Genomic DNA, 24,467 nt, shown 5'->3' with positions numbered 1-24,467 from the left:
TTTAGACCCGAGTTACATGCGAACATTATTTGATGCACTTTTCAAAAGCCAATCGCTTATCTACAAGTATGTACTCTACTTTGCCGCAGTGGTGGCCATCGTGTTTTTTTTCCCGAAGGGAGGGCAGTTCAAATATGAATTCCAAAAAGGGAAGCCATGGCAATATGACAACCTGTATGCTCCCTTTGATTTTTCGATCAAAAAAACCGACGCTGAGGTAGCTGCGGAAAAGAACGCGCAGCGATTGGACCAATTGCCTTATTATCGCCTTAGCGAAAACATTGAAAAAAAGGTGCTGGCGGACTACGAAAGTCAGTTTCCGCGCATCTTCGACTCCGATGGACTATCTCCCGAACGATTAACAAAACTGCGCCGTCTGGGCAAGGAATTTTTAAGGACGCTATATGGCCAGGGAATCCTCACTGAAAAAAAGAAAGGAGAAAAAGAAGACCTTTTGTACCTGGTGCGCCAAAACGAGGCGCAACGCGTGCCATTTAGCGATTTGGTGGCTGCCAATACCATAATGAAACGGGCCAGGAATTTTTTTCAGGAGCAGGGGGTCTCCGATTACCTGCCCAATTATAGAAGATTGTTTTCGAAAGTAGTACGGCCCAATGTCGCTCTGGACAAGGCGCTTACCGAAAAAGCATTGAGCGAGGCACTGTCCAGGGTTTCAACGACCCGAGGTACCGTGGACGAGGGGAAACTGATCATTGCCAAGGGTGAGGTCGTGGAAGCGCAGAATTTGAAAATACTGGATTCCCTAAAGCAGGAGTACGAATCGGAACTATGGGCCGCGAACAACTACTATTTTATCCTTTTTGGGTATACGATATTGGTAGCCTTGGTGTTAATGATGCTTTTTCTTTTTCTCAAAAAGTACCGCACGGATATTTTCACCAACAACGTGAAAGTCACCTTTATCTTTTTTAATATTCTACTAATGGTATTTGTCACTACTGTCGTGGTCAAATACAATGAGGCCTATATTTTTGTTGTGCCCTTATGCATATTGCCTTTAATTTTAAAAACTTTTTTCGATGCGCGCCTTGGGCTTTTTGTACATGTACTTACGGTACTCATTCTCGGTTTTGTGGTGCCCAATAGTTTTGAGTATATCTTTTTACAGATCATTTCAGGCATCGTGACCATACTTACCGTATCGGAATTGTACAAAAGGGCCAACCTTTTTATTTCTGTCGGGCAGATAACTTTGATCTACATGGTAGGTTATCTTGCCTTTCATATTATTCACGAGGGCAATTTGGACAATATCGTATGGACCACCTTTGGCCTGTTCCTCCTTAATGGAATGATCACATTGTTCGCACAGCCTTTGATCTATATGTACGAGAAACTGTTCGGATTGGTATCGGACGTTTCCCTGTTGGAGCTTTCGGATACCAACTCAAAGTTGCTCAAGGAGTTGGCCAATAAGGCACCGGGTACGTTTCACCATTCGTTGCAGGTGGCGAATTTGGCCGAGGCCGCGGCGAATGAAATCGGTGCCAATGCCATGTTGGTTCGGGTAGGGGCCCTTTACCATGATATCGGTAAAATGAACCAGCCGACCTACTTTACCGAAAATCAGATTACCAATGTAAATCCGCACGATGAGTTATCGCCCAAAGAAAGCGCTAGAATCATTATCGATCATGTGATCGAAGGAATTGAAATAGCGAGAAAAGGTAATTTGCCCGATAGGGTAATCGATTTTATCCGTTGCCACCACGGTACTTCCACGGTGTATTACTTTTATAAAAAGCAACAGGAGCAGGATGAAGGTACCGATGTGGGCGATTTCCAATACCCGGGACCGATACCCTTTTCTAAGGAAACGGCCATCCTTATGATGGCAGATTCGGTTGAGGCGGCATCAAAAAGCCTTAAAAATCCCACTTTTTTGATTATCGACAGTTTTGTAGAAAAAATCATCTCGGGTCAAATGGTCGCCGATCAATTTTTAAATGCGGATATAACCTTTAAGGACATTGAAAAGATCAAAAAAATATTCAAGCAGAAGCTTACGAATATCTATCACTTGCGCGTGGAATATCCTGAATAAGGTCGTATTTATTTTTCCATAAAAAAATCCTTTTAAATAGTTGCGTTCTCAAATAGTAACAAGTACATTTGCAACCGCAATTTCCTGATAGGGAAAGTCGAAAGTTCATTAAGAAAATAAAGGAGAGGTGCCGGAGTGGTAACGGAGCAGATTGCTAATCTGTCGACGCGCAAGTGTCGCATGGGTTCGAGTCCCATTCTCTCCGCAATTTTCTTTTACAATATCGGATAACCGAATCGGGGTGTAGCGTAGCCCGGTTATCGCGCCTGCTTTGGGAGCAGGAGGTCGCAGGTTCGAATCCTGCCACCCCGACAAATAGGGTGTCATACGACACCAAAAAATAGCTAATCTTATGAAAATCAGGGATTTTCATTTTTCTTGAAGTCATAAGATTAGCTTTACTAACAGAACAAAAGTTACCTATTCGGTTACCTGTTTCTAACCGATTATTTTGACTACATTGTAATTACATAGCGTTTGACTTTCGCTTCGATTTGACTTTCGTAAAACAAATCGATTATTCACCTAAAGCGAGAGTATATGCGAACTTCAACAACTTTTAGTATTCATTTTTGGCTAAGTCTGGCCAAACAGAAAGATGGTTTTGCACCAATTTATGCGCGCATAACCGTAGACGGCAAAAGAGCAGAAATCAGCTTACAACGACAAACTTCGGTTACCTATTGGGATACCAAAGCAAAGAAAACCACCGCAAGAACCGCAGATGGCAAGGCTCTGAACACCTACTTAGACCAGGTCTATTCCAAATTACTGAGGTGTCATAAGCAGCTTTCTTCTGATTTTGAGTTAGTTACGGCTAAATCTATTAAGGCAAGGTTTATCGGGCAGGACGAAAGACACAAATCTTTACTGGAATTGGTCACCTATCACAACGAAAATATGATCGGGGTTCTAAAAGCCGGAACCTTAAAGAACTATTTTACCACCGAGAGATACCTCAAACGTTTTCTAGTTCGAAAAAAGAAAACCAACGATGTTTACCTAAAGCATCTTACCTATAGTTTCATAATCGATTTCGAGCAATATCTCCGGAAGGGGCCTTCATTGCAAAATAGGAACCCATTGAACAATAACGGGGTTATGAAACATTTGGAACGTCTTCGAAAATTAATGAATCTGGCCATGGATTTGGAGTGGTTGGATAAAAATCCTTTTGATCGTTTTAAGCTTAAATTCAATAAGTACGAAAAAGCATTTCTTTCAAAGCAAGAATTGAAAATTTTTGAAAATACTCAGCTCAAAGAAAAAAAGTTGCAAACGGTCAAAGATATTTTTGTGTTTTCTTGCTACACCGGGCTGTCTTATTCCGATGTTAAAGGCCTTAAGGCGGATAATGTTAGTAGGGGAATAGATGGTGCCTACTGGATTTTTACCAGGCGAGAGAAAAACGAACAACCTGTCAAAGTACCCTTATTGGATGAGGCATCGAAGATTTTAGAGACATATGTAGAATATCCTATCGAAAACAATGGAAAGCTATTACCGGTATTTTCGAACCAGAAAGTGAATCTTTATCTTAAGGATATTTGTAAAGCCTTAGAGGTTGATAAAAACCTGACTTTCCATTCCGCGCGACATACATTTGCCACCACGGTAACACTATCCAACGGGGTCCCCATCGAAACAGTTTCAAAAATGTTGGGTCATACAAAAATCTCGACTACCCAAATTTACGCTAGGGTTATAGAGGCAAAAGTTTCTTTGGATATGATGGCGCTTAGAAGTAAGTTAAATGATAGTGATATCCATCTGGAGAAAAGAAAATCATCCGTAAAATAGTTTTATGTCAAAAATGTAATGCCATGAACAGCAGTCTGAAAAGTTCTGGGCAACACTAATTAATTCTTTTCTGGAAAAGAGTCTTCCCATTCGTGAATTAAATAGGAAGACTCTTTTGTGCTACGATATAGAGACCTCTTGTATTCTAAAGGGAAGTTTTTATCATACAATATTACCGAAATATAAACTCGTAAAATACTTCCATCAAAAGACTACGGCATAAAGCCGACCCTTCTTCCACTACCCATTTATTCCGTTTCCTTTTGAGCTGAGATTTTAGCTTCCGTTTGGGTACTGCTCAAATATTGTTTAACTAAAATTTCAACATTATGAAACGAGTATCACAAAGTTCCAAAATTCCACTACAAGATTTAGAAAAGCACTATCAATCGAGTAGCGAAAACTACAACATTGAAGGTGCAGAAAGTCACTTGGCTTACTACAGGGAAAAGTATCCAATGTACTACTCTGTCCTATTGCAAAACGCTTAATCTTAAATTCAAAAATTATGTATTTACAAAATTTACAGCAGGATGAAATCTTTGTTCCATCAGAAATAAAATCCTTAAGAAGTCTTACGCAGATGGAATCCCGAAGAGGGCTTGAAAATGCCATCATCTCAAATGGCAAAATCGTAAATGTGGTCTCGAACAGCTATGGCCACATTCCGAATCAACTGTTCTTCAAGAAAGCCGAAGAAATGCTGACCGATGCACAACTGAACTTCCACAAACGGACTATCAATAAGAATGACAGGTCGTTCATTACCGACTTTATCATAGACGACAAAAGCCAATTTACGGTCAAGAACAATAAGGACTTGATACTACCAATGCTTCGGTTTAAGAACTCGTATGACGGTAGTGAAAAGACCTCTGGCCACTTCGGGTTTCACAGAAAGGTATGTTCCAATGGCTTACACGTTTCGCAAGCTGAAATTGAGTTTTCCATCAAGCACAGTAAGAACAATACACACCTCATTATGCCGAGACTTAACAATCTGTTCGATAAATTTTTGGATAATGAGTTCTATACTATTACCAAGAAATTCGATGAGATGAAGGACTTTAAAATCCTTGACACACAGAAATTTGTAAAAGCAATTCTTGACAAAACAAAGCTCTTTAGATACGAATGTAGCGACAAGAATAGCGACCCCTCAAAAAAGTCTCGTGAAGTCATTGAGATTTTGAGCTACGAAGCCTTGTTGCTTAATGAGGAACCGAATTTATGGTTGGGCTACAATGCATTCAATTCAGTATTGCACAATACATTGAAGAAAAGCTTTGGCCAACAAGAACGGTTGGATAAGAAACTATTCGATGAAGTTTATGAAATGGCTTAAAGCCAAAAGGTTTATCCAGTACCTTAAACTGGATGACTAAGTAGATATCAAACATTTACTTTTAATACCACTCAGCACATTCCCCTACATTCCACGCTTCCCTGCTGAAAAACGCAGGCAACCACTACATTTCAGGAAAAGAGCTTCACTACAAATATCTTGGACACAATCCCCAATTTTAGCTTTCCATTCCGTTAACCCTTCCCGATGCTCTGGGAAGGAACACTACATTGCCGAGCCAAAATTGTGAATCAAGTCCGCATTTACCTGCTAATACACCGCACTTTCGGCAGTCATTCTATTCAATTCTAAATCAGCTTTGACACTGTCCAATTTCATTCCAATGGTCATTAGTGCCACTTTACCAAGTGGAAGACGAAGCGATGGCTTTTTGGAATTTACTAAATCAATAATTGCTTTGGCAGCTTTTTCCGGGTCACCCTCTTGTTTACCGTTGACACCTTTAAGCTTTGCCCTAAAAGCACCGGCAGTTTCAGCGTAGTCATTGATTACATTTTCGGCAAGCCCTAAACCGTCACCAGCAAATTTCGTTCGGAACGGACCTGGTTCAACAATAGAAACTTTAATCCCAAGAGGTGCAACTTCTTGTGCCAATGCCTCACTAAAACCTTCCAAGGCGAATTTACTAGCGTTATAAATTCCAAATCCTGCAAAAGCTTTAATACCACCGTGAGAGGATATTTGTACAATGTGTCCATTTTTCCCTTCTCGCATATACGGTAAAACGGTTTGGGTAAGTTTGAGCGTGCCGAAAACATTTGCTTCAAAAACACGTCTTACTTCTTCCATCGAGGTTTCTTCTACCGCACCTACAAAACCGATACCTGCATTGTTGACCAATACATCGATACGACCGTATTGTGTGATGATATCTTTGACGGTAGTTTCTATATTTTCTTCATTCGTAATATCCAGTAGAACGGAATACGCTGTTGTGGAAAACTTTTTATTGAATTCGTCAACCTGTGACTGTTTCCGGAATGTTCCTACAACGAAGTCGCCAGTAGCCATTACAGATTCAGCAAGTGCCTTGCCCAATCCGCTTGATATTCCTGTGATAAACCATATTCTATTTTTCATAATATTTATTTTTTACGTTACTTAAAAGTGTTCTTTGAAAGTTGTCGATTGTTGTTTGCATCTTCTCTTCGTTTGTCTTATCAGTTTTAAGAACTGTTTTAAAGCGAATCACAAATTCAGGACTATCTGTTTGCGTGATGCTTATAGTCGCTTTATAATAAGATAGTGGCATCGGTGTTTCCAGTATCTCATACGAGATGACGCGTTTTTTATTATCAAGCTTTGTGATTTCCTCAACGACCCTCGCGCCATTTCCTTTTAAAGTCAATGTCACTATGGCACCTTTACCATTACCTATTCCCTCTGTCTCACCTATGATTTCGGGAACGAGTTTGTCAAGATTTTCCAAATTGGAAATTGCTGTCCATACTTCATCCAAATCAGCATTCAGCGTAATGTCGTTCTCAACCTTGACTTTGACTGTTTTTTGGGCGTTCAGACTACACATCATCAATAGACAAGAAAGAGTCAGAATTCCTGTTTTATATAAATCCATAGGTCATTGCTTTTTTGATGTTGTTGAACTGTAGGTAAGATATAATCACGAAAAGAATTGTTGGTAGCAACCATATTCCGTTACCGATAAAATCGTGGGCGATATGAAAGGCCACAATATTGAATATCACCGGTAGTAATATTAACCAACCCATAAATCTGGTTTTAGGAATCAATAGCAGAATTCCACCGGTAATTTCTGCAATAGCAACTATAATATAGAGATAGGATGTGAACATTGCACCCATAAAACCTTGTGCTGTTGCATCGGCAGGTGGTTCTACTGGGATAAAACCGAAGAACTTGTTTAGCCCAAAAATGAGCATCAGTATAGCGAGTAGCCAGATGGCGATGTTTTGAATTGTATTTTTCATCGTTTTAGCTTTTTAAAGAGTTAATGATTTCGGATACTTCCACACGGTTTCTATAGTCACCACCTTCCGCTTTCGCGAAAGCGATAGTACCGTCTTGATTGATTACAAAGACGGCTGGAACTGGTAATTCCCTAGAATCATCGGAATAATGGGCATCGAAGTCAAATCCCAGTTCGGTCATTGTGTTTACTGGTGCATCACCATTTTTGAAAACAGTCGTGTAGTTTCTGGCGACGATGTTACCGTTATCGCTCAAAACTTCAAATTTGAGCTCGTTCTTTTCCTTGATGCTCAAAGACTCATCTGGTGTTTGTGGTGAAATGGCAACCAATTTTGCACCCAGAGCGTGTATTTCATCTAAGGAATTTTGATAATGCGCCAACTGTAGATTGCAATACGGGCACCAGGTTCCTCTATAGAAAACAAGTACAACTTTGTGATTTTGCAATAATTTTGATAATGTGATAGTTTTATCAGATGCATTGGATAACGAAAAATCCGATGCTTTGTCACCAACTTCTACTTTCAATATAGATTGGTGTTCTTTTTGAAGGTTCTGGGCATCGTTGTCAAAAACATCCAAAGCCTCTTTAGGAAGCATTTCACCCAAATTGCCTCTTAAATTAGTGAGGGCTTCTTGATAGGTAGGTAAACTTTCTTTAGTATTCATTTTATTCGCTTTATAGTTATGTCACTATTGACACTACAAAGTTGCGACTGATGGGTCGCTTTAAAAATGAACTAGATTAGGAAATAGTCTTGAACTAGATTAAGATTTTGAGGAAAGGTTCTTTCGGATTTTGGACATAAATTCGGGTGTCATACCCAAATAGGATGCAATTACTTTCTGCGGAACTCGGCGGACAATATTGGGATAGCGTTCCAGAAGCTCAAGGTATTTTTCCTCGGCCGTCATACTCAAATTGGACAAGGCACGCTTTCGCGAAAAGGCAAACGCTTTTTCCGTAGAAATTCTGAAATACTCGCTTAGGTTATGAATTTCTTTGCAAAGCCCTTCAATATCCTCATAGGCCATCTGAAAAATAGTAGAGTCTTCAAGAGCCTCTACGTAAAGAGTAGCTGGGGTTTGGGTAATGTAGCTGTAGAAGTCGCTTACAAACCAATCTTCAATAGCGATTTGAACGGTATGCTCTTTTCCATCCCCATCGATGAAATAAGAACGAAAAGCACCTTGAACTACATAGTTTCGATATTTACAGACATAACCTGGTTGGTCTATAAACTGCCGTTTTTTAATCTTGGTTGTACGAATAATGGCAATCAATCTTTCTATTTCTTCATCCGAAAGTGTGACGTATCTGGCTATGTTTTGAAGTATGTTACTGTATTTGTCCAAAGGTTTTTTAGCGGATATTTTTAATTTATTTTTTAAGTGGTAAAGATACTGTAATTGAGCAATCTTAAACTTAATCTAGTTTAAGAAACCCATTCAGCACATTCCCCTGCATTACACGCTTCCCTGCTGTTAAACGCAGGCAATCACTTCACTTTGGGAAAAGAGCTTCACTACAAATATCTTGGACACAATCCACAATTTAAGCTTTCCATTCCGCTAACCCTTCCCGCTTAGGCTGGGAAGAAACACTACATTCCCGAGCTAAAATTGTGAATAGAGTCCGCTTTTTTCATCGGAAAGCCATCACTTCGGTTTTCTTAACAGGATTTTCGGCGCGGTCTTCTTGAGCCCTTACTCGAAAATCCTTAAAAACCGAACCGCTGTCTTACACATTTTAAGGGGTTTATAATGGATAAAGCCTTTTATTGTTTTTCGGTACAGCGAAAAACAGGCAGAGCATAACCAATTCTAGATGAAACCCAGCTACTTATCTCGCTTAACTTCCCGTACGCTCAAACGCAACTGCGTTTAAAAGAATTGCTAATGCCCTTATGGAACTTGTCAAGACTATACAAGTTTCAGTAAAAAATAAGGTTTCTACTTCCTTGAAAATGCGAGCATTTTTCTACGTCGCAAACACACCTGATTTATTCCCTAAAAGTCTTGACAAAACCCACTTGACCCATTGTGCGGTGCACAGAAGAAAAGAACAAACACCCCTTAAAATTTAATCTGTTTTAAATCAATAGGGGAAATATAAATCACTTAAATATTTTATTATGAGTAGTATTAAAAATCACGTACAGTTAATTGGAAATGTTGGACAAGAACCAACTGTTACAAACCTTGAAAGCGGTAAGAAAGTAGTCCGCTTCTCAATCGCCACTAATGAGTATTACAAAGATGCCAAAGGCGAAAAACAAACAGACACGAATTGGCATACGGTTGTTGCCTGGGGAAAAACTGCGGACATCGTAGAGAACTACGTAGGCAAAGGAAAGGAAATCGGGATTGTAGGAAAATTGAAAACTAGAACCTACACCACCGATGATGGAAACCAAAGGTATGTTACCGAAGTGGTAGCAGATGAAATCCTATTACTTGGAAGCAAAGACGACAAGTAAAAATTTAAAATGAAAGAGGGCGTAACCGTCGAAAGATGCGCCCTCTTTTTTCATTATTCACACTTAAAAAAAGTAAACAATGAAGATACAAGTTAACGAAATAAAAGCGCGATTGCAACAATTTACGGGAACAGAAATGTTCTATCAAATCCCGCTATTGAAAACACGATTTACCGATGGATTGAAATATCTTACCGAAGTAGCAGAATGTTTTTGGCTTATTACCGACACGTCCGTAATTGCAAAAAGTCTGATGAACCGAAGCGATTTTATCACTATAGATTTTAAAAGATTGTCAGAGGAAAAACAAGATTTTACAGGTTATGAAGCCGAGATAATTTACAGCGATGGCAATGACAATATTTTGGAAAAGCAAGACTATCGTGCTACCGATTTTCCACTCGACGAACTGCGGTTATTTTTTGTAAATGATACGTTGATGTTACCTAGCGAATATTAAAATGTAAAGCTATGGTATATCTCAATTTTACAGACTTGAGCGAAGAAGCTCAAAACCGACTTTTGGAAAGTTCCAAAGAAGATGTGCAACGAAAATTTGGCGATAGCATTCGCAAACACATTAAAGAAAATTATGGCTGTTTTGAAACGATGATTGAAGAAGAAGCACTTCGCAATTTATATTCTTATACCTACGTATTTAATATCTAAATTTTCAAATCTTATAGACAGGCACCTCTGAAATTTCAGAGGTGTTTTTGTATGTAATTAAACCTACATTAATAAAAAAGTGTATCTTTATTGTGCTGAAATTCAGCATTCAAATTAAAGTAAGGTATCCACTTCTAGACTTTCGCCGATACCCTTACACATCGAAAATTAACATATTGGAAAATCATTTTCCCTGAAAATGGCAATCTGCTTTTTAGCAGGATTGTATGAATTTTTTGTCACGCTTGCGCGTGACGAAAAGGAATAGCAAGAGGGTAACACGCTACGCGATGTTAAGCATTCCTTTTCGTTTTTAAATAGCTGATTACCAGTAATTTGAAAATATTTTAATTTACTGACAATCAACGATTTGCGACAAACGGGCTGGAAACGCCCATTTTTAGGGATGATTTTGCGACAAATTGGCGAAATATGGACTCATTTATCGGAATCAGATTCAAAAAGGAAACGGCAAAACGCTTCCAAACTTTCTCACGCACGTACTTTAAATCGCATACCGAAGCAATGGCCACGATGCTCGATTTTTTCTTTTATAACGAGATTTCGCCAAAGGAAAAATTAGGTCCAACGGGACGAACTATCGAAGCCAAACTTTTAAAAAGAATCAATGCAGTCATTGCCATAATGCGAGACGTAGAAAAGACACAAACCAAACCTACGGTCGCTATGATTCAATCCCTTTTTGAGACCGAAGAGCCAAGCAAAAAGCCTTTGATAGTGGAAAAGAAATATGCCGAAGAAAAGAAGGAAGTACGCCTGCTTTCCGGCGAGGCGGGCTTTCGTGAAAAGCGAAACTTAAAGAACGAACTCTAATTTTTAAGGCTATGTACATAACCATCACACCACAGAAATTAGGAACAAATTATTCACAAAGTTCAGCAGATTTTGTGGGCTATTTAGAGAAAGAAAATCAAGGTTTGGAACAGCAGGAAATGGAATACTTTTTTAATCAATATGGCGACGAGATTTCGGCGGAAGAAGTAGTCCGGGAAATTGATGGCAACACGGCAAAACTGAAAAAGAAAGAACCTAAATTTTATTCAATTACTGTGAGTCCTTCAAAATATGAATTGAGAAAATTGCAGAACAGTAGCCAAGATTTAAAAAGATACACCAGAGAGCTGATGAAGGATTATGTGGCATCCTTTAATCGTGAAATCAACGGTAAACCTATAACCGCAGATGACATAAAGTACTTTGCGAAAATCGAACATCGGAGGACTTTTAAAGGAACAGATTTTCAGATAAAAGAAAACCAACCGTATGCCACTAAAATACTTCAGCTCAAAACGGATATCCGAAATATCCAAGAAGGACGAGTTGAGGGAAATATCAAAAGGATGAAAAAGGAAATTTCTAAACTCGAAAAACAAGCACCGCACCAACAAAACGGAAAACGGATAGTCCAGGGAATGCTAAAAGATGGAAACCAAAGTCATATTCATATCATCGTAAGCAGGAAAGATGCTTCCAATACGTTCAGCCTTTCGCCTGGTAGTAAACACAAAGCTTCAGAAGTTGAAATGCACGGTAAAACTGTAAAACGTGGTTTTGACCGTGATACATTTTTCGCGAAAGCGGAACAAACCTTTGATAAAACATTTGGCTATAAGCGCAATTATGCAGAGACCTACAAAGCCAAAAAGACGTTCGTAAAAAACCCAAACCTCTATTTTTCTGCCTTGATGAAACTGCCAGCCAACGAAAAGGCTTTGGCTTTTAAAATTATAAGCAAATCTGGGTTGCCCATTGTGCCGAGTATTCCTGTAAGTCAAACTCAAATTGCGCTTCGAGTTTTCAAAAGATTAAGACGTGGCGCCGAAATAGCCATAAAATCAAGTTCCATCGGAATCTAATCAGGATGCAAATAAACAGTCTCATAACGATACTCTCAATTATTGGTCTAGCCGGTATGGTTTGCTATGCGATGTTTCGGATAAGTCGGTATGCTTTCCTCATTAATTTTCTCGTGCTTGGTGTGATGGTCTTTTATTTAAAAGAGGAAAACGCATTGAGTATCATTGCCCTCTATTTGGTTTGCCCCCTCATATTAATTAACATAGGACTCTATGTGTTTCTTCACAAAACGGAAAAGCCGATAAATGGCGACAGCAAATATCAGGTCAATTTTGCCACCACAAAAGGCAATTTCAAACTGGATAATATTAAACGTGGCGCATCCGTCATCGGATCCGCCGGAAGTGGCAAAACGGAAAGTGTGGTCTATGGGTTTTTAAAACACTTTCGTGAAAACAATTTTTGCGGAATCATTCACGATTACAAAGACTTTGAACTGACCGAAATGGCATATCCGCTCTTTAAGGATAGCGATATACCGTTTAAGGTCATATCCTTCGATAAAATCATCCATCGTGTAAATCCTATTGCGCCACGTTATTTAGAGAACGAGGAAAGCGTAAACGAAGTGTCGAGAGTTCTCATTGAGAATCTTTTGGAACAAAGAGAAAGTGGTACAACAGGCACTACAAAATTCTTTAACGATGCTGCTGAAGGATTGATTGGTGGTTTGATTTGGAAACTGAAAACGGACTACCCGAAATATTGCACATTACCACATCTAATTGCTATCTATCAGATACTCGATACGGATAGCCTTATCCAGTTTCTAGAGACAAACACAACGTCAAGAGCAATGGCAGATGCGTTTATAAGCGGAAAAGATTCCGACAGGCAGACCGCAGGCGTTAAAAGTACCTTGGCAAATGCACTGAAGCGAATTAGCACGCAACGCATTTTTATGACATTGTCTGCAGATGAAGTGCCACTCAATATCAACAATCCAGAAAATCCCTGTGTGATTTCGATAGTAAACAATCCTAAATATGAAACCTCATATTCGCCAGTAATCGCTACGATCATCCACACGATTACCAAGCAGATGAGCGTAAGAAACAGTAAGCCATCTTTCTTGCTAATGGAAGAAGCACCCACCATCCGATTATTGAATATGCACCGTATTCCAGCAACTTTGAGAAGCTATAATATTTCAACTATTTACGTGATGCAGGATAAAATCCAGAATGATATGATGTACGGTGATAAAGCGAGTAAAGCCATTTTGAGCAATCTCTCTTACCAATTCTTTGGAAAGGTAAACGACCCAGACACCGCAAAGTATTACGAACGATTCTTTGAAATCATTAAAGACCCGACAAAAAGCATTAGTCGAGGACATAACCTTGATTTTGACACTCGAGTGACCACAGGTGAAAAGGAAATCCCAAAGATTCGTGCCGACGTGTTTTTCAGATTAAAGCAAGGCGAGTTCATCACCTATACAGATGGGAAGGATAAGAGAGTGCAGTTTAAGTTAGCCAACATACAAAGAGAATTACCGAAGAATGTAAACCAATTTTCCAAATCAGATTTGGAAGCTAATTTTGAACGGGTTTATGATGAGGCGAGGTCGATATTTGATTAGAAATAATTAGTTTTTTTGACTATGCTTCAGTAGTAATATCACGAAAGTACTGGGTTGATTACCTACTTTACCGGAACAAATGAAAGCATTTCAATGCTACTATTTTCCGCAGGACGTAAAATTGTGTAATCAAAAACAAAAGAACCTTTTTTCGGGATATTGAATATTTTACGCCCATCGTCACGGCCCGCAACGTCCGTTTCCATCCACCAATTTCTAAAGAGGTCACTTCTCTCACTAAGTCGGTTAATTAATCGAGTAATCTCAATGTTTCCCATTTGCTCAGCATATATTGCTCGGTACTGACGGATGGTAAGACGGGCGTGCCATTCCCATTCCTGTAAAAATTCCGTGAATACGGGTTCCGTGAAAAATATATTGAGTAGATTTTTATCTGTATTGCCCAGATTTGGCCAATTCCCGAATATTTGATTAGCTGCCTTATTCTGATAAATTATTTGCCATATTCCATTTAAGATAATAGTTGGTGCAGATTTGAGATTATCTGCCATACGTTTTAGAGTTATAATATTGTAATCATCATTTTCCAATGTTTGGTAATGGTGACCGGCAAGGGTAAAAAAGTACCTTTTTTCGGGAGCTGACATTTTTAAAACTACCGCAATCTTCGAGAGCATTTCTCTAGAGACTTTGATAGCACGTCCTTGCTCTAACCAAGTATACCAATCAGTACTCATTTCAGCTAGGTGCGCTACCTCGCTTCTAGACAAACCTATTGAGCGTTGTCTCTGACGTGGAGGTAGATTGGTGAAATCTTTCCTATTTATGTTATTTCGCGTGTTGGTTAGGAAAACTGATAACTCGGTAAGCCGCTCGGCTTCAATACTCTTTTTTGATCTTATAATCTTAGAGTCTGTTATCATAGGTTTGTTACTCATATAGTTGACTGAATTGTTAATAGTAATTTAGCAAAAAAAAATCGAAATGGATATTTCTAAAAAAACAGAGTTCGACGAAATCTCTAATATCATTGGAACCTTAAATATATATTCAAAAGGGGCTAAGGCAGGTGACAGTCGAGTAATGCAAAAGGCATTTCATCCACTTGCCCAAATTTACGGTCAACTAGAGAATGAACGTTTCGAGCATCCGATTAAAACTCTATTTGACTATGTAGATGAGCACGAACCATCTCAGGATTTGCAATTCATTATTCGATCAATTGATAAAAGCGGCGAAGGGGCGAGTGCACGTGTAGAAATAAGCAATTGGCACGGACATATGTTTACTGACTTTTTTACGCTACTTAAAATCGATGATAGATGGTTGATTACCAATAAAATCTTTATTACTCATTAAAATCTTGATTATAATATCCCCAAAAAAAGAATTAAGGCGCTCTTATGTTTAATAAAAGAGTTTAAGGTTTTTGATATTATTTGAAAGATTTGTTTCTATTGGGTCTCATATCGCAACCCAAAGTGCTGACACGGACAAGAAAATGTAATACAAATTCCCTAAAATTCAGAGATAACTTCTACCACAAACGAAGCAATATTCTCAAGCTGACTTAGCAGCTAATTTTGAAAAGGTATATGATGAGGCTAGGTCGATATTTCGGTGATGTTAGAACAATTCAATAGTTTAGATGTAAGTTGATTTATAATCATTATACAGGTAAGTATAAAGGTTTATACATCAATTTACCTATAGAAACCGGTCCCGTAATTTGAAAAACTTTGACGTTTTCATAATGGGTTCTAACAGTGGTCACGATTGCTTCAATAAAATCAGGTTCGGCATCGTATCCGATAAGCACATTTGATAAGGAGGATGGCTCGAATTTTACCTTACCAGTTCTATCTTTTAAAAGTCTAAGCTCTTTCTCGTAAGACCATTGTTCTGTTTTTTTATAAAACAAATCGACGATATGGTCAGGTTGCGAGATTGGGTTGTATTCGCGTTTTTTTATTCTAGAAACATAGTGTACTGGAAGAATTTTATGAAAGAAAGTAGGGTCGTCACTACTATCAAAACGAAGACAGACACCTTTATCGTTTTCTGCATAAATTTTCCACAACTTCTCATTCATCGGGTACATCGTAAAGCAAGCAATACCAAAACTTGATACAAATGGTTTTATCTTGGTTGAAGCAAATTCGTGAAGCTTCTTTTCGGTCATATTAGTATCAAAATAGTCCTTCACTTTAGGGTCAAGGATACCTTCAGCGACTATATCGTATAGTAGTTTAATTTCGGAAGGGTTCGACGACAGCTTTACAAACTCTGGATTAGAGTCCAATTCATCATTAAGTGAATCCCTCTCTGAGAACCAGATATAATTCTCTTTAAGTTCACTTAGGGTATTTTCATTGGGTGGTCTAAACCTAAATACAAAAGGAATTCCCATTTGTATGGACAGTTCGTGGTCTTGGTCGAAGATGTTATACATATTTGATAAAACTCATAATTGTTGCATATTATCAACAAAAATAGTAATTTTGTGGTAAATATGCAACGTAATGAATTCTAAGAAAACAGTTCTTCTACCAAAATATCAAAAGATTTTTGAGCAATTGGGCGAGAATATAAAGCTTTCGCGAAAGCGAAGAAAGCTTACGACAGAGCAGGTTTCTGAACGCGCAGGGATCAACCGGACTACATTGTACCGAATCGAAAAAGGCGACCCAGCAGTCGCCATAGGCTCTTATTTTAATGTTTTCAGAGTGCTCAATCTAGAAGATGATTTTAAAAAGCTGGCGGTAGATGACGAATTTGGCAGAAAGCTTCAAGACCTTGATTTACTATAAGAGTAATGGCACAGGGAAAATTTGACATACACGTTTTTGCAGATTGGGTAGGCCTTAAAGAACCTACACTAATAGGAACCTTATCGGCACATTTTGCCAAGGGCAAAAAAGCATTCAGTTTTGAGTACGATAAAGACTGGTTAAAGACCGATGCACAAAGATTATTGGACCCAGACATTGATTTTTATTCGGGACCACAGTATCCAACTGATAAAGAGAACTTCGGAATCTTTCTAGATAGTATGCCAGATACTTGGGGTAAGACTTTAATGAAAAGAAGGACTGCCCAAGACGCCAGAGCAAACAATGAAAAGGCACGCACGCTCTATGAAATAGACTATCTGCTTGGGGTTTTTGACGAAAGTAGAATGGGTGCCTTGCGCTTTAAAACAGAACTGGAAGGCCCGTTTTTAGACAATGACGACCGAACGCCTACACCACCTTGGTCCTCATTGGGCGATTTACAGGAAGCTGTTAAACAATTAGAAAGCGATGCTCAAAATGATGATATAAGAAAGTGGATTACCGTACTCATCGCACCAGGTTCTTCATTAGGTGGTGCCAGGCCAAAGGCAAATATTTTTGATACTCAAGGAAATCTTTGGATTGCCAAGTTTCCTTCTAAAACAGATACTATTGATAAGGCATTATGGGAATTCTTAGCCTATCAACTCGCGACAGCTTCAGGAATAGAGATGGCAGAATGTAGGGTAGAAAAGATAAGCGGTCAGCACCATACATTTTTGACCAAAAGATTTGATAGGGAAAGCGAGGGACGCATACACTTTGCCTCTGCGATGACAATGACCGGTAATACCGAAGATTCCATTAGAGATTCAGCGCCAAGTTATCTCGAAATTGTAGAATTTATAGAAAATTATGGTGTGGATGTTGAGGCCAATTTGCATCAGCTTTGGCGACGTATCGTTTTTAATATTGCCATTTCCAACACCGATGACCATTTACGTAATCACGGATTTATTCTAACAGAAAAGGGATGGATTTTATCACCAGCGTATGACCTAAACCCATCCATCGAAAAAGACGGATTGTCTCTTAATATCGATATGGATGATAATGCGTTGGATATTGATTTAGCCAAAAGCGTAGGGCAATATTTTCGCTTAAGCGAAAGCGAAATGCAGACTATTTTAGATGAAGTGCTTTCTGTGGTTAAGGATTGGAAATCTGTCGCAAAGAAGATAGGTATTAAAAATGCCGAAATAGAATTGATGGCTGGGGCTTTTAGATGGTAATCATTACTTAAATAATATCAAAATATTGGATGGATTACATTGAAATCAAAAATGAAAAACAAATACACTATGGATTAGTTCGTAAAACGGACTTGGACTTGAGAGCAGAGTATCCCGAACTTCACACGGTTATTTACCAAATTGAGGACGATTCCTTCGTCATTCATATAAAGAATAGAAAAGTTGATTACAACAGAATAGAAACGGAATTTGAAAAGTCCATTAAGCCTATTTTAGTGCCAATTGTATTATCCCTTCAAAAGCCAAAAGGGAAATTCAAAATTCTTTCTTCATTGGAAGATGCTGATATCCCAAAAGGATTACAAGGTGTTTTAATGCCAAAATTCAGGTGGGCCGATATGTTAATGTCTAAGTTTTCCAAAATCAATTTTTACAAAATTAGTGACGAAGCTGGTATGGTAAATATCCACATCGGTAATTATTGGTCTAAAAGTGGTTCCACAAGAAAATATCATTTTCTCACAAAAGTTCAGAAAGAACAGCTTGTTGATTTTTTGGAAAAATACCAAAGCGGTATAGATTTCAGAATTTACATTGACGAGTTAGATAGTGCGCCAGAGCAAAACGGCCACTCAAAGGATAATAGCTTAATCTACTACTGTAATCGGGCTGTTAGAGATACCCCAAAATTTGTTCAACGTGATGAGTCTTTATGGTATGATAATGTAGAGCATATATTTGAGGGTGAATTCCAAAAGAACCATCTCTATTTTTATGATAAAAATGAGTTTTCCTGTTATGTGGATTTCAGTGTCTACCCTAACATAGACTTGCGTTATTTTGTTTTATTGTACCAGCGCATCTACCTCTCACCACCTATTGATAAGAACTTTGAAGATTGGTTTAGAACCCATTCAATAAGCCGAAGAGATTTTATTGAGCTGATATTACGCGAAAGGATTACAATTTTGTTGGTTCAGGATGTATCTCGATATGACAGGAATTTTCTAAATGAAGTTTTTTCGCTAAAGCCCGAAGCTATTGTGTCAAAAAGAGCAATAGCTTGTCTTCAACAATGTGACATAATAGAGACTTCTAATAATTACCTTTTTGGGGATGGTGTTTCCATTAAAGAGATGAAATCTATAAGTGATCTTATTGCTAAAAATACCAAGATGGATGCATCCTTGGTATTCAAAACCTTGGTTTGGCCTGTAGTGGCTAGAAGAAAAAGCTTTGACGTATTGCAGTTAGGTGGTGTACTTAGTGCTTCAGTTTACGGTGTGAACAAGATTATTTCAAATCCACCGGCAACCAAAATCAGTGAGACCAGTGAATTTATGTTTAATGTGTTTTCCTACGCATCACATTTATCAAGCTCTTTGAATGCGACCTATTTTCCTGTTCGAGGTGAGGATGGGTTTACAGATGCTTCTTATACCGAACAAATGGGAACGCTATTAAATTTTTATAAAAGTGCAACGATAGACAGCTTAAAGAAATTTGTAGAAGGTGAACGGCAATTAATTAGGGGGAATACCATTATTGAGCCGATTGAATTATTAAAAGTAAATGACTACATCCCCATTTTAGAATTGGAAGATGTGCTGAACAGGGATATTGTCTTTCCAAATAGCAAAAGACTGATGGAAACCTTAGCTAGTCTTAATGGCGAGGAACAGCAAAGAAAAATAAAAATGTATAATAACGAAATCAATAAGTTTTTAGGTACTCAAAAGAAAACGGGTTTGGTATTAGACTTAGGTACGCAGACCTTAAATATAGCTATTGGGTTGGCTAGTGGTGTTCCAACAGGTCCACTAACGTCTCTTCTTAAATTAATGAGCAAAAAGCCATTGAAACGTTTAAATCCTGTCCGTGGTCTTTTGGAGAAGGTTGAACTAGCTATGAATCAAAATGAGGAGGATACTAGGAATATTCATTTTTTATCAAGAATTAATCGAGTAGCTAAATTGAAGGAAATTTAGGCTTTCAGTCAATTTTATGTAGTAATACTAATAGACTTTTGCTCAAAACTTAGAATCGTTGAACCCCATATTTTGACTTTGAGCGAATTATCGAGAATTTACCCTTTATTGGGTATTATTTACGTTTTTGATTTTAGTATTTTAACACATCAATTAAGACGATATGAAAATAAAATACTTTCAATTTTCGCTTTTGTTCTTTATCATCTGCTCAGGATCATTAAGAGCACAAGAAACTACTGCGCCAGAGTTACCCACCGCGATCAGGCAATTATATGAAAAGGATACTAAGATATTCCGCAGGGGCAAAGTCACAGACACACTTGATTTCAATAAAAAAATGCTCAATATCTTATTCACGGGGGAAATCAGTAATTACCTAACTGAATCCTCAAACCTAAATACCAGGAAAGCATATGCAGTATTGAGTGAAGAGGATAATCGTTTATTCCTAGGAGGTTCGTTTACTAATCCCTTCAAAAAAAGAAATCCAATCAACAGACTTATTGGTCTACATACGTTAGGGATTAAGGCAGATATAAAAGATAAGTTTGCCACGGTGTTCAGCTCTGATGAATTAAATAATGATTTGGGCATCAGTTATAAGTATACCTATATTGGCAGAGGCGTAATAACATACAGCACGGGAGATTCAAAGAATGCTAAAAAAAGCGATAGAAAAAAAGTTGAAGAGTTCCGCGAAGAATATCTTCTGGATGAGTACCTTAAATTAGAATCGAAAAAATCCATTGAAACAGCGTCACAAAAGCAATCCAAGAAAGACGTGGTTAGTCAATTAGAAGGTAAGTCGGTAAACAAACTAAAGAATCAGATTCCCAAAAGTACCGTCAATGAACTCTATCAAAAAGTTCTTGAAGAAGAAGCAGAAACGGTTGTCAAGCAAAAATGGTTTACGAATTATTACAATTGGTGGATTTCCCTTGAGACCTTTATTCCTATCACCGAAACGGAATACAAGACTTCTGAGGATATTACAAACAACCAAATCAATACCAGTTCATACAGTCCTCTTGAAGTTGAGTTTTCGGGCAATTTCTTTATAAAGACTGCGGGTTGGGGAAGCTTTCAGACTCGTGGAATCCTGGAAGGCTATAAGAACAATACCATTAGGGCAGAACTAACAGACGAAATCAAACCTTTTACGTTTTTGGAGTTTCAAGAACAAATGGATGAAAACCAAAATGAAGGTGATAATGCGTTTTTTGCCCAACTCGATGATAATAAAGTCAATGTTGGAGAATTTCGAGAATTTTTTACCAAAGGTCTGCGTGGAGAACTGGTCTATTTTTTTCCAGACAAACTTTGGGGGAAGGATTTTAGCTTTATTGGATTGAGTGCATCATACGAAAAATTCTTTGGTGATTACGATGCGGAAAATTGGAGGTTTGGAGTGCCATTTGTTCTAAAAGATATGGATGGTAAAGCAACCGTAAATTTTGAGGTTCAATGGCGTGAGATAAACAAACAACATTCCATTGGCTTCAGTATAGGTGTGCCTTTTGGAAAATTTGTAAAGTAATATTTTATGGTTGAAGAAATTAACAGAACAACCAATAAGTTGATAAGTGCTTTAAATAATGTTCAGGAGAATGGAGCCAAGCAATACTTCCGACACGATTTTGACTGTGCCTTTTTCAAAGACTGGAATTTAACGGATATAAGAAATTCAGAAGAACATAAAGACTTATTTCAAAACTTGGGAGCCATAACAGGACCGGTAGTTTATTGGTTCGAAATTCTTTCTGATACCAATACAACTGAAATTAGGGATTGCTTATTAAAATACAAACATTCAGAAGAAGCCAAGGCAGTTCCAGCCCTGAAAAAGAAATTCAATAAAGAGTCGAGAATATTATATGTTGGCAAGGTAAAGCGAAATTTCTGGGGTAGAGTGATTCAACATTTAGGCTATTACAAGGTAAAACGTACCCAGGGATTGCAATTGTACTATTGGGCAAAGGAACTGGGATTAAAAATTAGGTTGCACGCCTATGAATTTGAACCCGAAATGGAAGATTTGGTTGCGATATTTGAACTTAAATTAGCTCGACATTTTAAACCGATAACCGGCAAGCATTAAATGAGATTACGTTAGTATTTCGAACATTAATAATACATAAAAATAGATTTGTCAATAGAAGTTAACATAGATAGTATTACCCTTGACATTCTTACGAGGAGACTCAAGTATTTGGTCAGTCCAATGGAAATATTGGAATGGTTGAACAACTTTGAGAAAGAACAGGTTTCGATAGCAGTAGATTTTTTGAAACGTTTTACTGTCTATACTTCTAATGACATTGAGGACATTTTCCATAAAGAACTGAATGAAGTTCTGAAAGGGATACCAAAAGGACAAAAGATGGTAGTTCATCCTATCGGAAAGTTTGGTAAAAGCGGAAGTGTTATGAGCTATTTGCTCAAGAAAACAAACACCTTCAAAAACAATCCAGATAAAATATTATTAATACCCAGTAGCGAGGAGTTAGAAAATCTTCCAGATGAATACGAAACACTTGTTCTTATTGATGATTTCGTTGGTTCCGGAAAAACTATACTTGATTATTGGGACAGTAATTTAGATGGTGCAGAGGATTCCTTTGATAATATAGTTTTCATTGGTGTTGCTGGGATGAGCTTTGGTCTAAACAAAATTAAGCACCTCTTTAACGATGTGCGAATACCCTCTTCAAACATATATAAAAAAGCATTTTCAAGTGATGCTAGTTTCTTTGGCTATAGAAGTCAATCTGAACATAGGCAAATCGCTTATGATTATGGAACTCAACTAACACGGCCAAACACACTCAAATCAGGAAAAATAAATTACCCGAATGCTTTAGGCTTTTCTAATTCTCAGGCATTGGTTGGGTTCTTCTATGGATGTCCAAACAATTCATTGCCGATTTTTTGGCAGGAAAAAAACTCTGATGATTTTAAGTGGAAGTCACTATTGCCAAGGTTCAATCATCACAAAATCTCAAAAGCAAGAGACTTTAGAAAAAGCATATCATTTGAGTTGAGCCTACTTCAGGAATTTGGCACGTCAAGACTACAAAAAGAATTTGTTACCTATGAAATTAAAAGAGGCCAAAGAACATTTGATTCGGTGAGTCATATAGATTTTTCTCTTTACGCCATATTGAAACTCAAAAGAGAAGGTCATTCAGATTTTAACATCTGTCAAAAGCTGGGGATTTTACAGTCAGACTATGAGTTCTATCTAAAGTCGGGCAAAAAGAAAGGAATTTTCAACAAGAAATATGAAATTTCCCTGAAAGGGTTAGAGCTTTACAACGATGCTAAAAAATGTATCAAGAACAGCTTTAAATACCATTACGAGCACATAGCATCACATAAAGTAAAAGACATTAATTATATACCAAAAACATTCAATGGGAAGTCATAAATGGCAAGCAATATCTTGTTTAAATACAATGAATAGTAAACAAGATGACTTGGGCAGTAGCCCACGTCTGGCTGAAGTTACTTATCAACTTTCACACCACAACATCTCTGCAGGTGTTCAAGAGTTGTGGTGTAATACGCTTCGCATAATTTAAAAATGAGTTGCCGTTATGACTTACCTGTTGGATAATTATAAAAAAAGAGCCAAAGAATTAGGAAAAAGTGATGCCTTTATCAAGGAGACTTCTAAATACATCAATACGCTAACAGCGCAACAGTTGCCTGTTATTTTTTCTTTACCACACCTATGTTTAAGTTCTACCGTAAGTATTAGACATACTGTACAAGTCTGTGAATCTAATCGTAGAGATTTTTATAAGCGATTTAAAATCAAGAAGAAAAGAGGTGGTTATCGTGTAATTCAAACACCAACAAACGAACTCAAATATCTTCAGAAATGGATTCTTGTAAATATCTTAGAAAAAGTACCTTCTCATAGTGCAAGCAAAGGTTTCGAGAAGAACTTATCTATAAAAGATAATGCAGAATGTCATCTAAATGCGAATTGCATTTTAAAGATAGATTTATTACGATTTTTTGATTCAATTAATGAGCGAAGAATTTATGGGATTTTCAAATCATTAGGATATAGAGAAAACTTGTGTGTCTATTTCGCTAAAATATGCACTATAGAACAAGATGAAGCCTTTTTTAAAGCATTTAAAAAAAATGAACAGACGCTGAAAGAATATCTCATTGAAAAAAATGAGGGTATTCTTCCCCAAGGTGCGCCGAGTAGTCCAAAATTATCAAATCTAATACTAAGAAGATTAGACTATAGGCTGTCCAGGCTTTGTGAAAAAAGAAAGATTAATTATTCAAGATATGCGGATGATTTAACTTTTTCGGGCAATGAAGAGGATTTAAAAAAGATAAAAAAAATCGCTTATAAAATAATTCAAAGCGAAAACCTATTCGTGAATTTTGGTAAAACCCGCTTTCTTAAAAGAGGCAGTCCTTTTTACGTAACTGGGTTATCAATACATAATGACAAGGTCAAAGTAATAGGTAGAAAGAAAAAAGAAATAGAACATCATCTTTATCATTGTCACAAAAACGGTGTAGTTGGGCATTTAACACGAGCAGGAATTACCAACAAAAACTTTAAAGATTGGTTATTTGGTAGTATCTGTTTTGTCTATTCTATTGAGCCAGAGATCGGTCAAACTTTTTTTGACAAGTTTAATAAGATAAATTGGCCTCTATGAT

24 protein-coding genes and 2 tRNA genes are annotated in these 24,467 nt (G+C 37.6%); 19 read left to right on the top strand and 7 right to left on the bottom strand.

Annotation, left to right across the window (positions count from 1 at the left end; all coding sequences use genetic code 11):
• Positions 1 to 16 precede the first annotated feature (16 nt).
• The 5 genes from ACRD7P_RS01060 to ACRD7P_RS01040 all read left to right on the top strand — a co-directional run bounded on the left by ACRD7P_RS01060 (position 17) and on the right by ACRD7P_RS01040 (position 5,210).
• On the top strand, positions 17 to 2,065 hold the full coding sequence (locus ACRD7P_RS01060; protein WP_430905610.1) for an HD family phosphohydrolase: 2,049 nt from the start codon (positions 17 to 19) through the stop codon (positions 2,063 to 2,065).
• A gap of 121 nt (positions 2,066 to 2,186) precedes the next feature.
• Positions 2,187 to 2,270 (top strand) — tRNA-Ser (locus ACRD7P_RS01055).
• A 32-nt stretch (positions 2,271 to 2,302) separates the two neighbouring features.
• Positions 2,303 to 2,377 (top strand) — tRNA-Pro (locus ACRD7P_RS01050).
• Positions 2,378 to 2,605: 228 nt separating this feature from the next.
• On the top strand, positions 2,606 to 3,865 hold the full coding sequence (locus ACRD7P_RS01045) for a site-specific integrase (RefSeq protein WP_430905609.1): 1,260 nt from the start codon (positions 2,606 to 2,608) through the stop codon (positions 3,863 to 3,865).
• A gap of 508 nt (positions 3,866 to 4,373) precedes the next feature.
• Positions 4,374 to 5,210: a DUF932 domain-containing protein gene (locus ACRD7P_RS01040; RefSeq protein ID WP_430905608.1), complete on the top strand. Its 837-nt coding sequence runs from the start codon at positions 4,374 to 4,376 to the stop codon at positions 5,208 to 5,210.
• Between the two features lie 270 nt (positions 5,211 to 5,480).
• Here ACRD7P_RS01040 and ACRD7P_RS01035 read toward each other — a convergent pair whose 3' ends face one another.
• The 5 genes from ACRD7P_RS01035 to ACRD7P_RS01015 form a co-directional block, all read right to left on the bottom strand.
• Positions 5,481 to 6,311, bottom strand: a complete 831-nt coding sequence (locus tag ACRD7P_RS01035) for an oxidoreductase (protein WP_430905607.1) — start codon at positions 6,309 to 6,311, stop codon at positions 5,481 to 5,483.
• Complete coding sequence (locus ACRD7P_RS01030) at positions 6,301 to 6,807, bottom strand: SRPBCC family protein (RefSeq protein ID WP_430905606.1); 507 nt, start codon at positions 6,805 to 6,807, stop codon at positions 6,301 to 6,303. The genes ACRD7P_RS01035 and ACRD7P_RS01030 overlap by 11 nt, the downstream gene beginning before the upstream one ends.
• Entirely contained in the window at positions 6,794 to 7,180 is a 387-nt protein-coding gene (locus tag ACRD7P_RS01025; RefSeq protein WP_430905605.1) for a hypothetical protein, read from the bottom strand. Before ACRD7P_RS01025 ends, ACRD7P_RS01030 begins: the two co-directional genes overlap by 14 nt.
• A 4-nt stretch (positions 7,181 to 7,184) precedes the next feature.
• Entirely contained in the window at positions 7,185 to 7,850 is a 666-nt protein-coding gene (locus tag ACRD7P_RS01020; protein WP_430905604.1) for a peroxiredoxin-like family protein, read from the bottom strand.
• A gap of 99 nt (positions 7,851 to 7,949) precedes the next feature.
• The gene (locus tag ACRD7P_RS01015) at positions 7,950 to 8,537 is read right to left on the bottom strand and encodes a Crp/Fnr family transcriptional regulator (protein ID WP_430905603.1); all 588 of its coding nucleotides are present in this window, start codon (positions 8,535 to 8,537) and stop codon (positions 7,950 to 7,952) included.
• 779 nt (positions 8,538 to 9,316) lie between these two features.
• On the opposite strand from ACRD7P_RS01015, the gene ACRD7P_RS01010 reads away from it, so the two are divergent.
• The 6 genes from ACRD7P_RS01010 (at position 9,317) to ACRD7P_RS00985 (ending at position 13,793) form a co-directional block, all read left to right on the top strand.
• On the top strand, positions 9,317 to 9,661 hold the full coding sequence (locus ACRD7P_RS01010; protein ID WP_430905601.1) for a single-stranded DNA-binding protein: 345 nt from the start codon (positions 9,317 to 9,319) through the stop codon (positions 9,659 to 9,661).
• 79 nt (positions 9,662 to 9,740) lie between these two features.
• Positions 9,741 to 10,121 (top strand): DUF6876 family protein, encoded by a 381-nt coding sequence (locus tag ACRD7P_RS01005; protein ID WP_430905600.1) that lies wholly within the window; start codon positions 9,741 to 9,743, stop codon positions 10,119 to 10,121.
• Between the two features lie 11 nt (positions 10,122 to 10,132).
• Positions 10,133 to 10,330 (top strand): hypothetical protein, encoded by a 198-nt coding sequence (locus tag ACRD7P_RS01000; RefSeq protein ID WP_430905599.1) that lies wholly within the window; start codon positions 10,133 to 10,135, stop codon positions 10,328 to 10,330.
• A gap of 432 nt (positions 10,331 to 10,762) precedes the next feature.
• Positions 10,763 to 11,164, top strand: a complete 402-nt coding sequence (locus ACRD7P_RS00995; RefSeq protein ID WP_430905598.1) for a BfmA/BtgA family mobilization protein — start codon at positions 10,763 to 10,765, stop codon at positions 11,162 to 11,164.
• 11 nt (positions 11,165 to 11,175) lie between these two features.
• Complete coding sequence (gene mobB / locus ACRD7P_RS00990; protein ID WP_430905597.1) at positions 11,176 to 12,207, top strand: MobB family relaxase; 1,032 nt, start codon at positions 11,176 to 11,178, stop codon at positions 12,205 to 12,207.
• A gap of 5 nt (positions 12,208 to 12,212) precedes the next feature.
• Entirely contained in the window at positions 12,213 to 13,793 is a 1,581-nt protein-coding gene (locus tag ACRD7P_RS00985) for a type IV secretory system conjugative DNA transfer family protein (protein ID WP_430905596.1), read from the top strand.
• Positions 13,794 to 13,855: 62 nt separating this feature from the next.
• On the opposite strand, the gene ACRD7P_RS00980 is transcribed toward ACRD7P_RS00985, so the two are convergent.
• On the bottom strand, positions 13,856 to 14,692 hold the full coding sequence (locus ACRD7P_RS00980) for a helix-turn-helix transcriptional regulator (RefSeq protein WP_430905595.1): 837 nt from the start codon (positions 14,690 to 14,692) through the stop codon (positions 13,856 to 13,858).
• A gap of 46 nt (positions 14,693 to 14,738) precedes the next feature.
• Between ACRD7P_RS00980 and ACRD7P_RS00975 the strand changes: the two genes are divergently transcribed.
• Complete coding sequence (locus tag ACRD7P_RS00975; RefSeq protein WP_430905594.1) at positions 14,739 to 15,113, top strand: nuclear transport factor 2 family protein; 375 nt, start codon at positions 14,739 to 14,741, stop codon at positions 15,111 to 15,113.
• 310 nt (positions 15,114 to 15,423) lie between these two features.
• On the opposite strand, the gene ACRD7P_RS00970 is transcribed toward ACRD7P_RS00975, so the two are convergent.
• Positions 15,424 to 16,164, bottom strand: coding sequence for a DUF2971 domain-containing protein (locus ACRD7P_RS00970; RefSeq protein ID WP_430905593.1), 741 nt, complete (start codon positions 16,162 to 16,164; stop codon positions 15,424 to 15,426).
• Between the two features lie 112 nt (positions 16,165 to 16,276).
• Between ACRD7P_RS00970 and ACRD7P_RS00965 the strand changes: the two genes are divergently transcribed.
• The 7 genes from ACRD7P_RS00965 (at position 16,277) to ACRD7P_RS00935 (ending at position 24,466) form a co-directional block, all read left to right on the top strand.
• A complete protein-coding gene (locus ACRD7P_RS00965; RefSeq protein ID WP_041495873.1) occupies positions 16,277 to 16,564 on the top strand; it encodes a helix-turn-helix transcriptional regulator in 288 nt (95 codons plus the stop codon).
• Between the two features lie 5 nt (positions 16,565 to 16,569).
• The gene (locus ACRD7P_RS00960; RefSeq protein ID WP_430905592.1) at positions 16,570 to 17,820 is read left to right on the top strand and encodes a type II toxin-antitoxin system HipA family toxin; all 1,251 of its coding nucleotides are present in this window, start codon (positions 16,570 to 16,572) and stop codon (positions 17,818 to 17,820) included.
• A gap of 29 nt (positions 17,821 to 17,849) precedes the next feature.
• Positions 17,850 to 19,769, top strand: coding sequence for a hypothetical protein (locus ACRD7P_RS00955; RefSeq protein WP_430905591.1), 1,920 nt, complete (start codon positions 17,850 to 17,852; stop codon positions 19,767 to 19,769).
• A gap of 163 nt (positions 19,770 to 19,932) precedes the next feature.
• The gene (locus tag ACRD7P_RS00950; protein ID WP_430905590.1) at positions 19,933 to 21,309 is read left to right on the top strand and encodes a hypothetical protein; all 1,377 of its coding nucleotides are present in this window, start codon (positions 19,933 to 19,935) and stop codon (positions 21,307 to 21,309) included.
• A gap of 6 nt (positions 21,310 to 21,315) precedes the next feature.
• On the top strand, positions 21,316 to 21,870 hold the full coding sequence (locus tag ACRD7P_RS00945) for a hypothetical protein (RefSeq protein ID WP_430905589.1): 555 nt from the start codon (positions 21,316 to 21,318) through the stop codon (positions 21,868 to 21,870).
• Positions 21,871 to 21,918: 48 nt separating this feature from the next.
• Entirely contained in the window at positions 21,919 to 23,199 is a 1,281-nt protein-coding gene (locus ACRD7P_RS00940; protein ID WP_430905588.1) for a phosphoribosyltransferase-like protein, read from the top strand.
• 169 nt (positions 23,200 to 23,368) lie between these two features.
• Positions 23,369 to 24,466 carry a retron St85 family RNA-directed DNA polymerase gene (locus tag ACRD7P_RS00935; protein ID WP_430905587.1) on the top strand — a complete coding sequence of 366 codons (1,098 nt, stop codon included), beginning with the start codon at positions 23,369 to 23,371 and terminating at the stop codon, positions 24,464 to 24,466.
• Position 24,467 lies beyond the last annotated feature (1 nt).

The organism is Maribacter sp. 2-571 (assembly GCF_050589625.1).
GTDB lineage: Bacteria > Bacteroidota > Bacteroidia > Flavobacteriales > Flavobacteriaceae > Pelagihabitans.
The sequence above is the reverse complement of the archived record's forward strand: the minus strand, read 5'-3'. Positions and strand labels throughout refer to the sequence as shown.

Excerpts from the sequence above, each read along its gene's own strand:
- ACRD7P_RS01060 (WP_430905610.1), top strand. The coding sequence starts at position 17 with ATGCGAACATTATTTGATGCACTTTTCAAAAGCCAATCGCTTATCTAC.
- ACRD7P_RS01045 (WP_430905609.1), top strand. The coding sequence starts at position 2,606 with ATGCGAACTTCAACAACTTTTAGTATTCATTTTTGGCTAAGTCTGGCC.
- ACRD7P_RS01040 (WP_430905608.1), top strand. The coding sequence starts at position 4,374 with ATGTATTTACAAAATTTACAGCAGGATGAAATCTTTGTTCCATCAGAA.
- ACRD7P_RS01035 (WP_430905607.1), bottom strand. The coding sequence starts at position 6,311 with ATGAAAAATAGAATATGGTTTATCACAGGAATATCAAGCGGATTGGGC.
- ACRD7P_RS01030 (WP_430905606.1), bottom strand. The coding sequence starts at position 6,807 with ATGGATTTATATAAAACAGGAATTCTGACTCTTTCTTGTCTATTGATG.
- ACRD7P_RS01025 (WP_430905605.1), bottom strand. The coding sequence starts at position 7,180 with ATGAAAAATACAATTCAAAACATCGCCATCTGGCTACTCGCTATACTG.
- ACRD7P_RS01020 (WP_430905604.1), bottom strand. The coding sequence starts at position 7,850 with ATGAATACTAAAGAAAGTTTACCTACCTATCAAGAAGCCCTCACTAAT.
- ACRD7P_RS01010 (WP_430905601.1), top strand. The coding sequence starts at position 9,317 with ATGAGTAGTATTAAAAATCACGTACAGTTAATTGGAAATGTTGGACAA.
- ACRD7P_RS01005 (WP_430905600.1), top strand. The coding sequence starts at position 9,741 with ATGAAGATACAAGTTAACGAAATAAAAGCGCGATTGCAACAATTTACG.
- ACRD7P_RS01000 (WP_430905599.1), top strand. The coding sequence starts at position 10,133 with ATGGTATATCTCAATTTTACAGACTTGAGCGAAGAAGCTCAAAACCGA.
- ACRD7P_RS00995 (WP_430905598.1), top strand. The coding sequence starts at position 10,763 with ATGGACTCATTTATCGGAATCAGATTCAAAAAGGAAACGGCAAAACGC.
- mobB (WP_430905597.1), top strand. The coding sequence starts at position 11,176 with ATGTACATAACCATCACACCACAGAAATTAGGAACAAATTATTCACAA.
- ACRD7P_RS00985 (WP_430905596.1), top strand. The coding sequence starts at position 12,213 with ATGCAAATAAACAGTCTCATAACGATACTCTCAATTATTGGTCTAGCC.
- ACRD7P_RS00980 (WP_430905595.1), bottom strand. The coding sequence starts at position 14,692 with ATGAGTAACAAACCTATGATAACAGACTCTAAGATTATAAGATCAAAA.
- ACRD7P_RS00975 (WP_430905594.1), top strand. The coding sequence starts at position 14,739 with ATGGATATTTCTAAAAAAACAGAGTTCGACGAAATCTCTAATATCATT.
- ACRD7P_RS00970 (WP_430905593.1), bottom strand. The coding sequence starts at position 16,164 with ATGGGAATTCCTTTTGTATTTAGGTTTAGACCACCCAATGAAAATACC.
- ACRD7P_RS00965 (WP_041495873.1), top strand. The coding sequence starts at position 16,277 with ATGAATTCTAAGAAAACAGTTCTTCTACCAAAATATCAAAAGATTTTT.
- ACRD7P_RS00960 (WP_430905592.1), top strand. The coding sequence starts at position 16,570 with ATGGCACAGGGAAAATTTGACATACACGTTTTTGCAGATTGGGTAGGC.
- ACRD7P_RS00955 (WP_430905591.1), top strand. The coding sequence starts at position 17,850 with ATGGATTACATTGAAATCAAAAATGAAAAACAAATACACTATGGATTA.
- ACRD7P_RS00950 (WP_430905590.1), top strand. The coding sequence starts at position 19,933 with ATGAAAATAAAATACTTTCAATTTTCGCTTTTGTTCTTTATCATCTGC.
- ACRD7P_RS00945 (WP_430905589.1), top strand. The coding sequence starts at position 21,316 with ATGGTTGAAGAAATTAACAGAACAACCAATAAGTTGATAAGTGCTTTA.
- ACRD7P_RS00935 (WP_430905587.1), top strand. The coding sequence starts at position 23,369 with ATGACTTACCTGTTGGATAATTATAAAAAAAGAGCCAAAGAATTAGGA.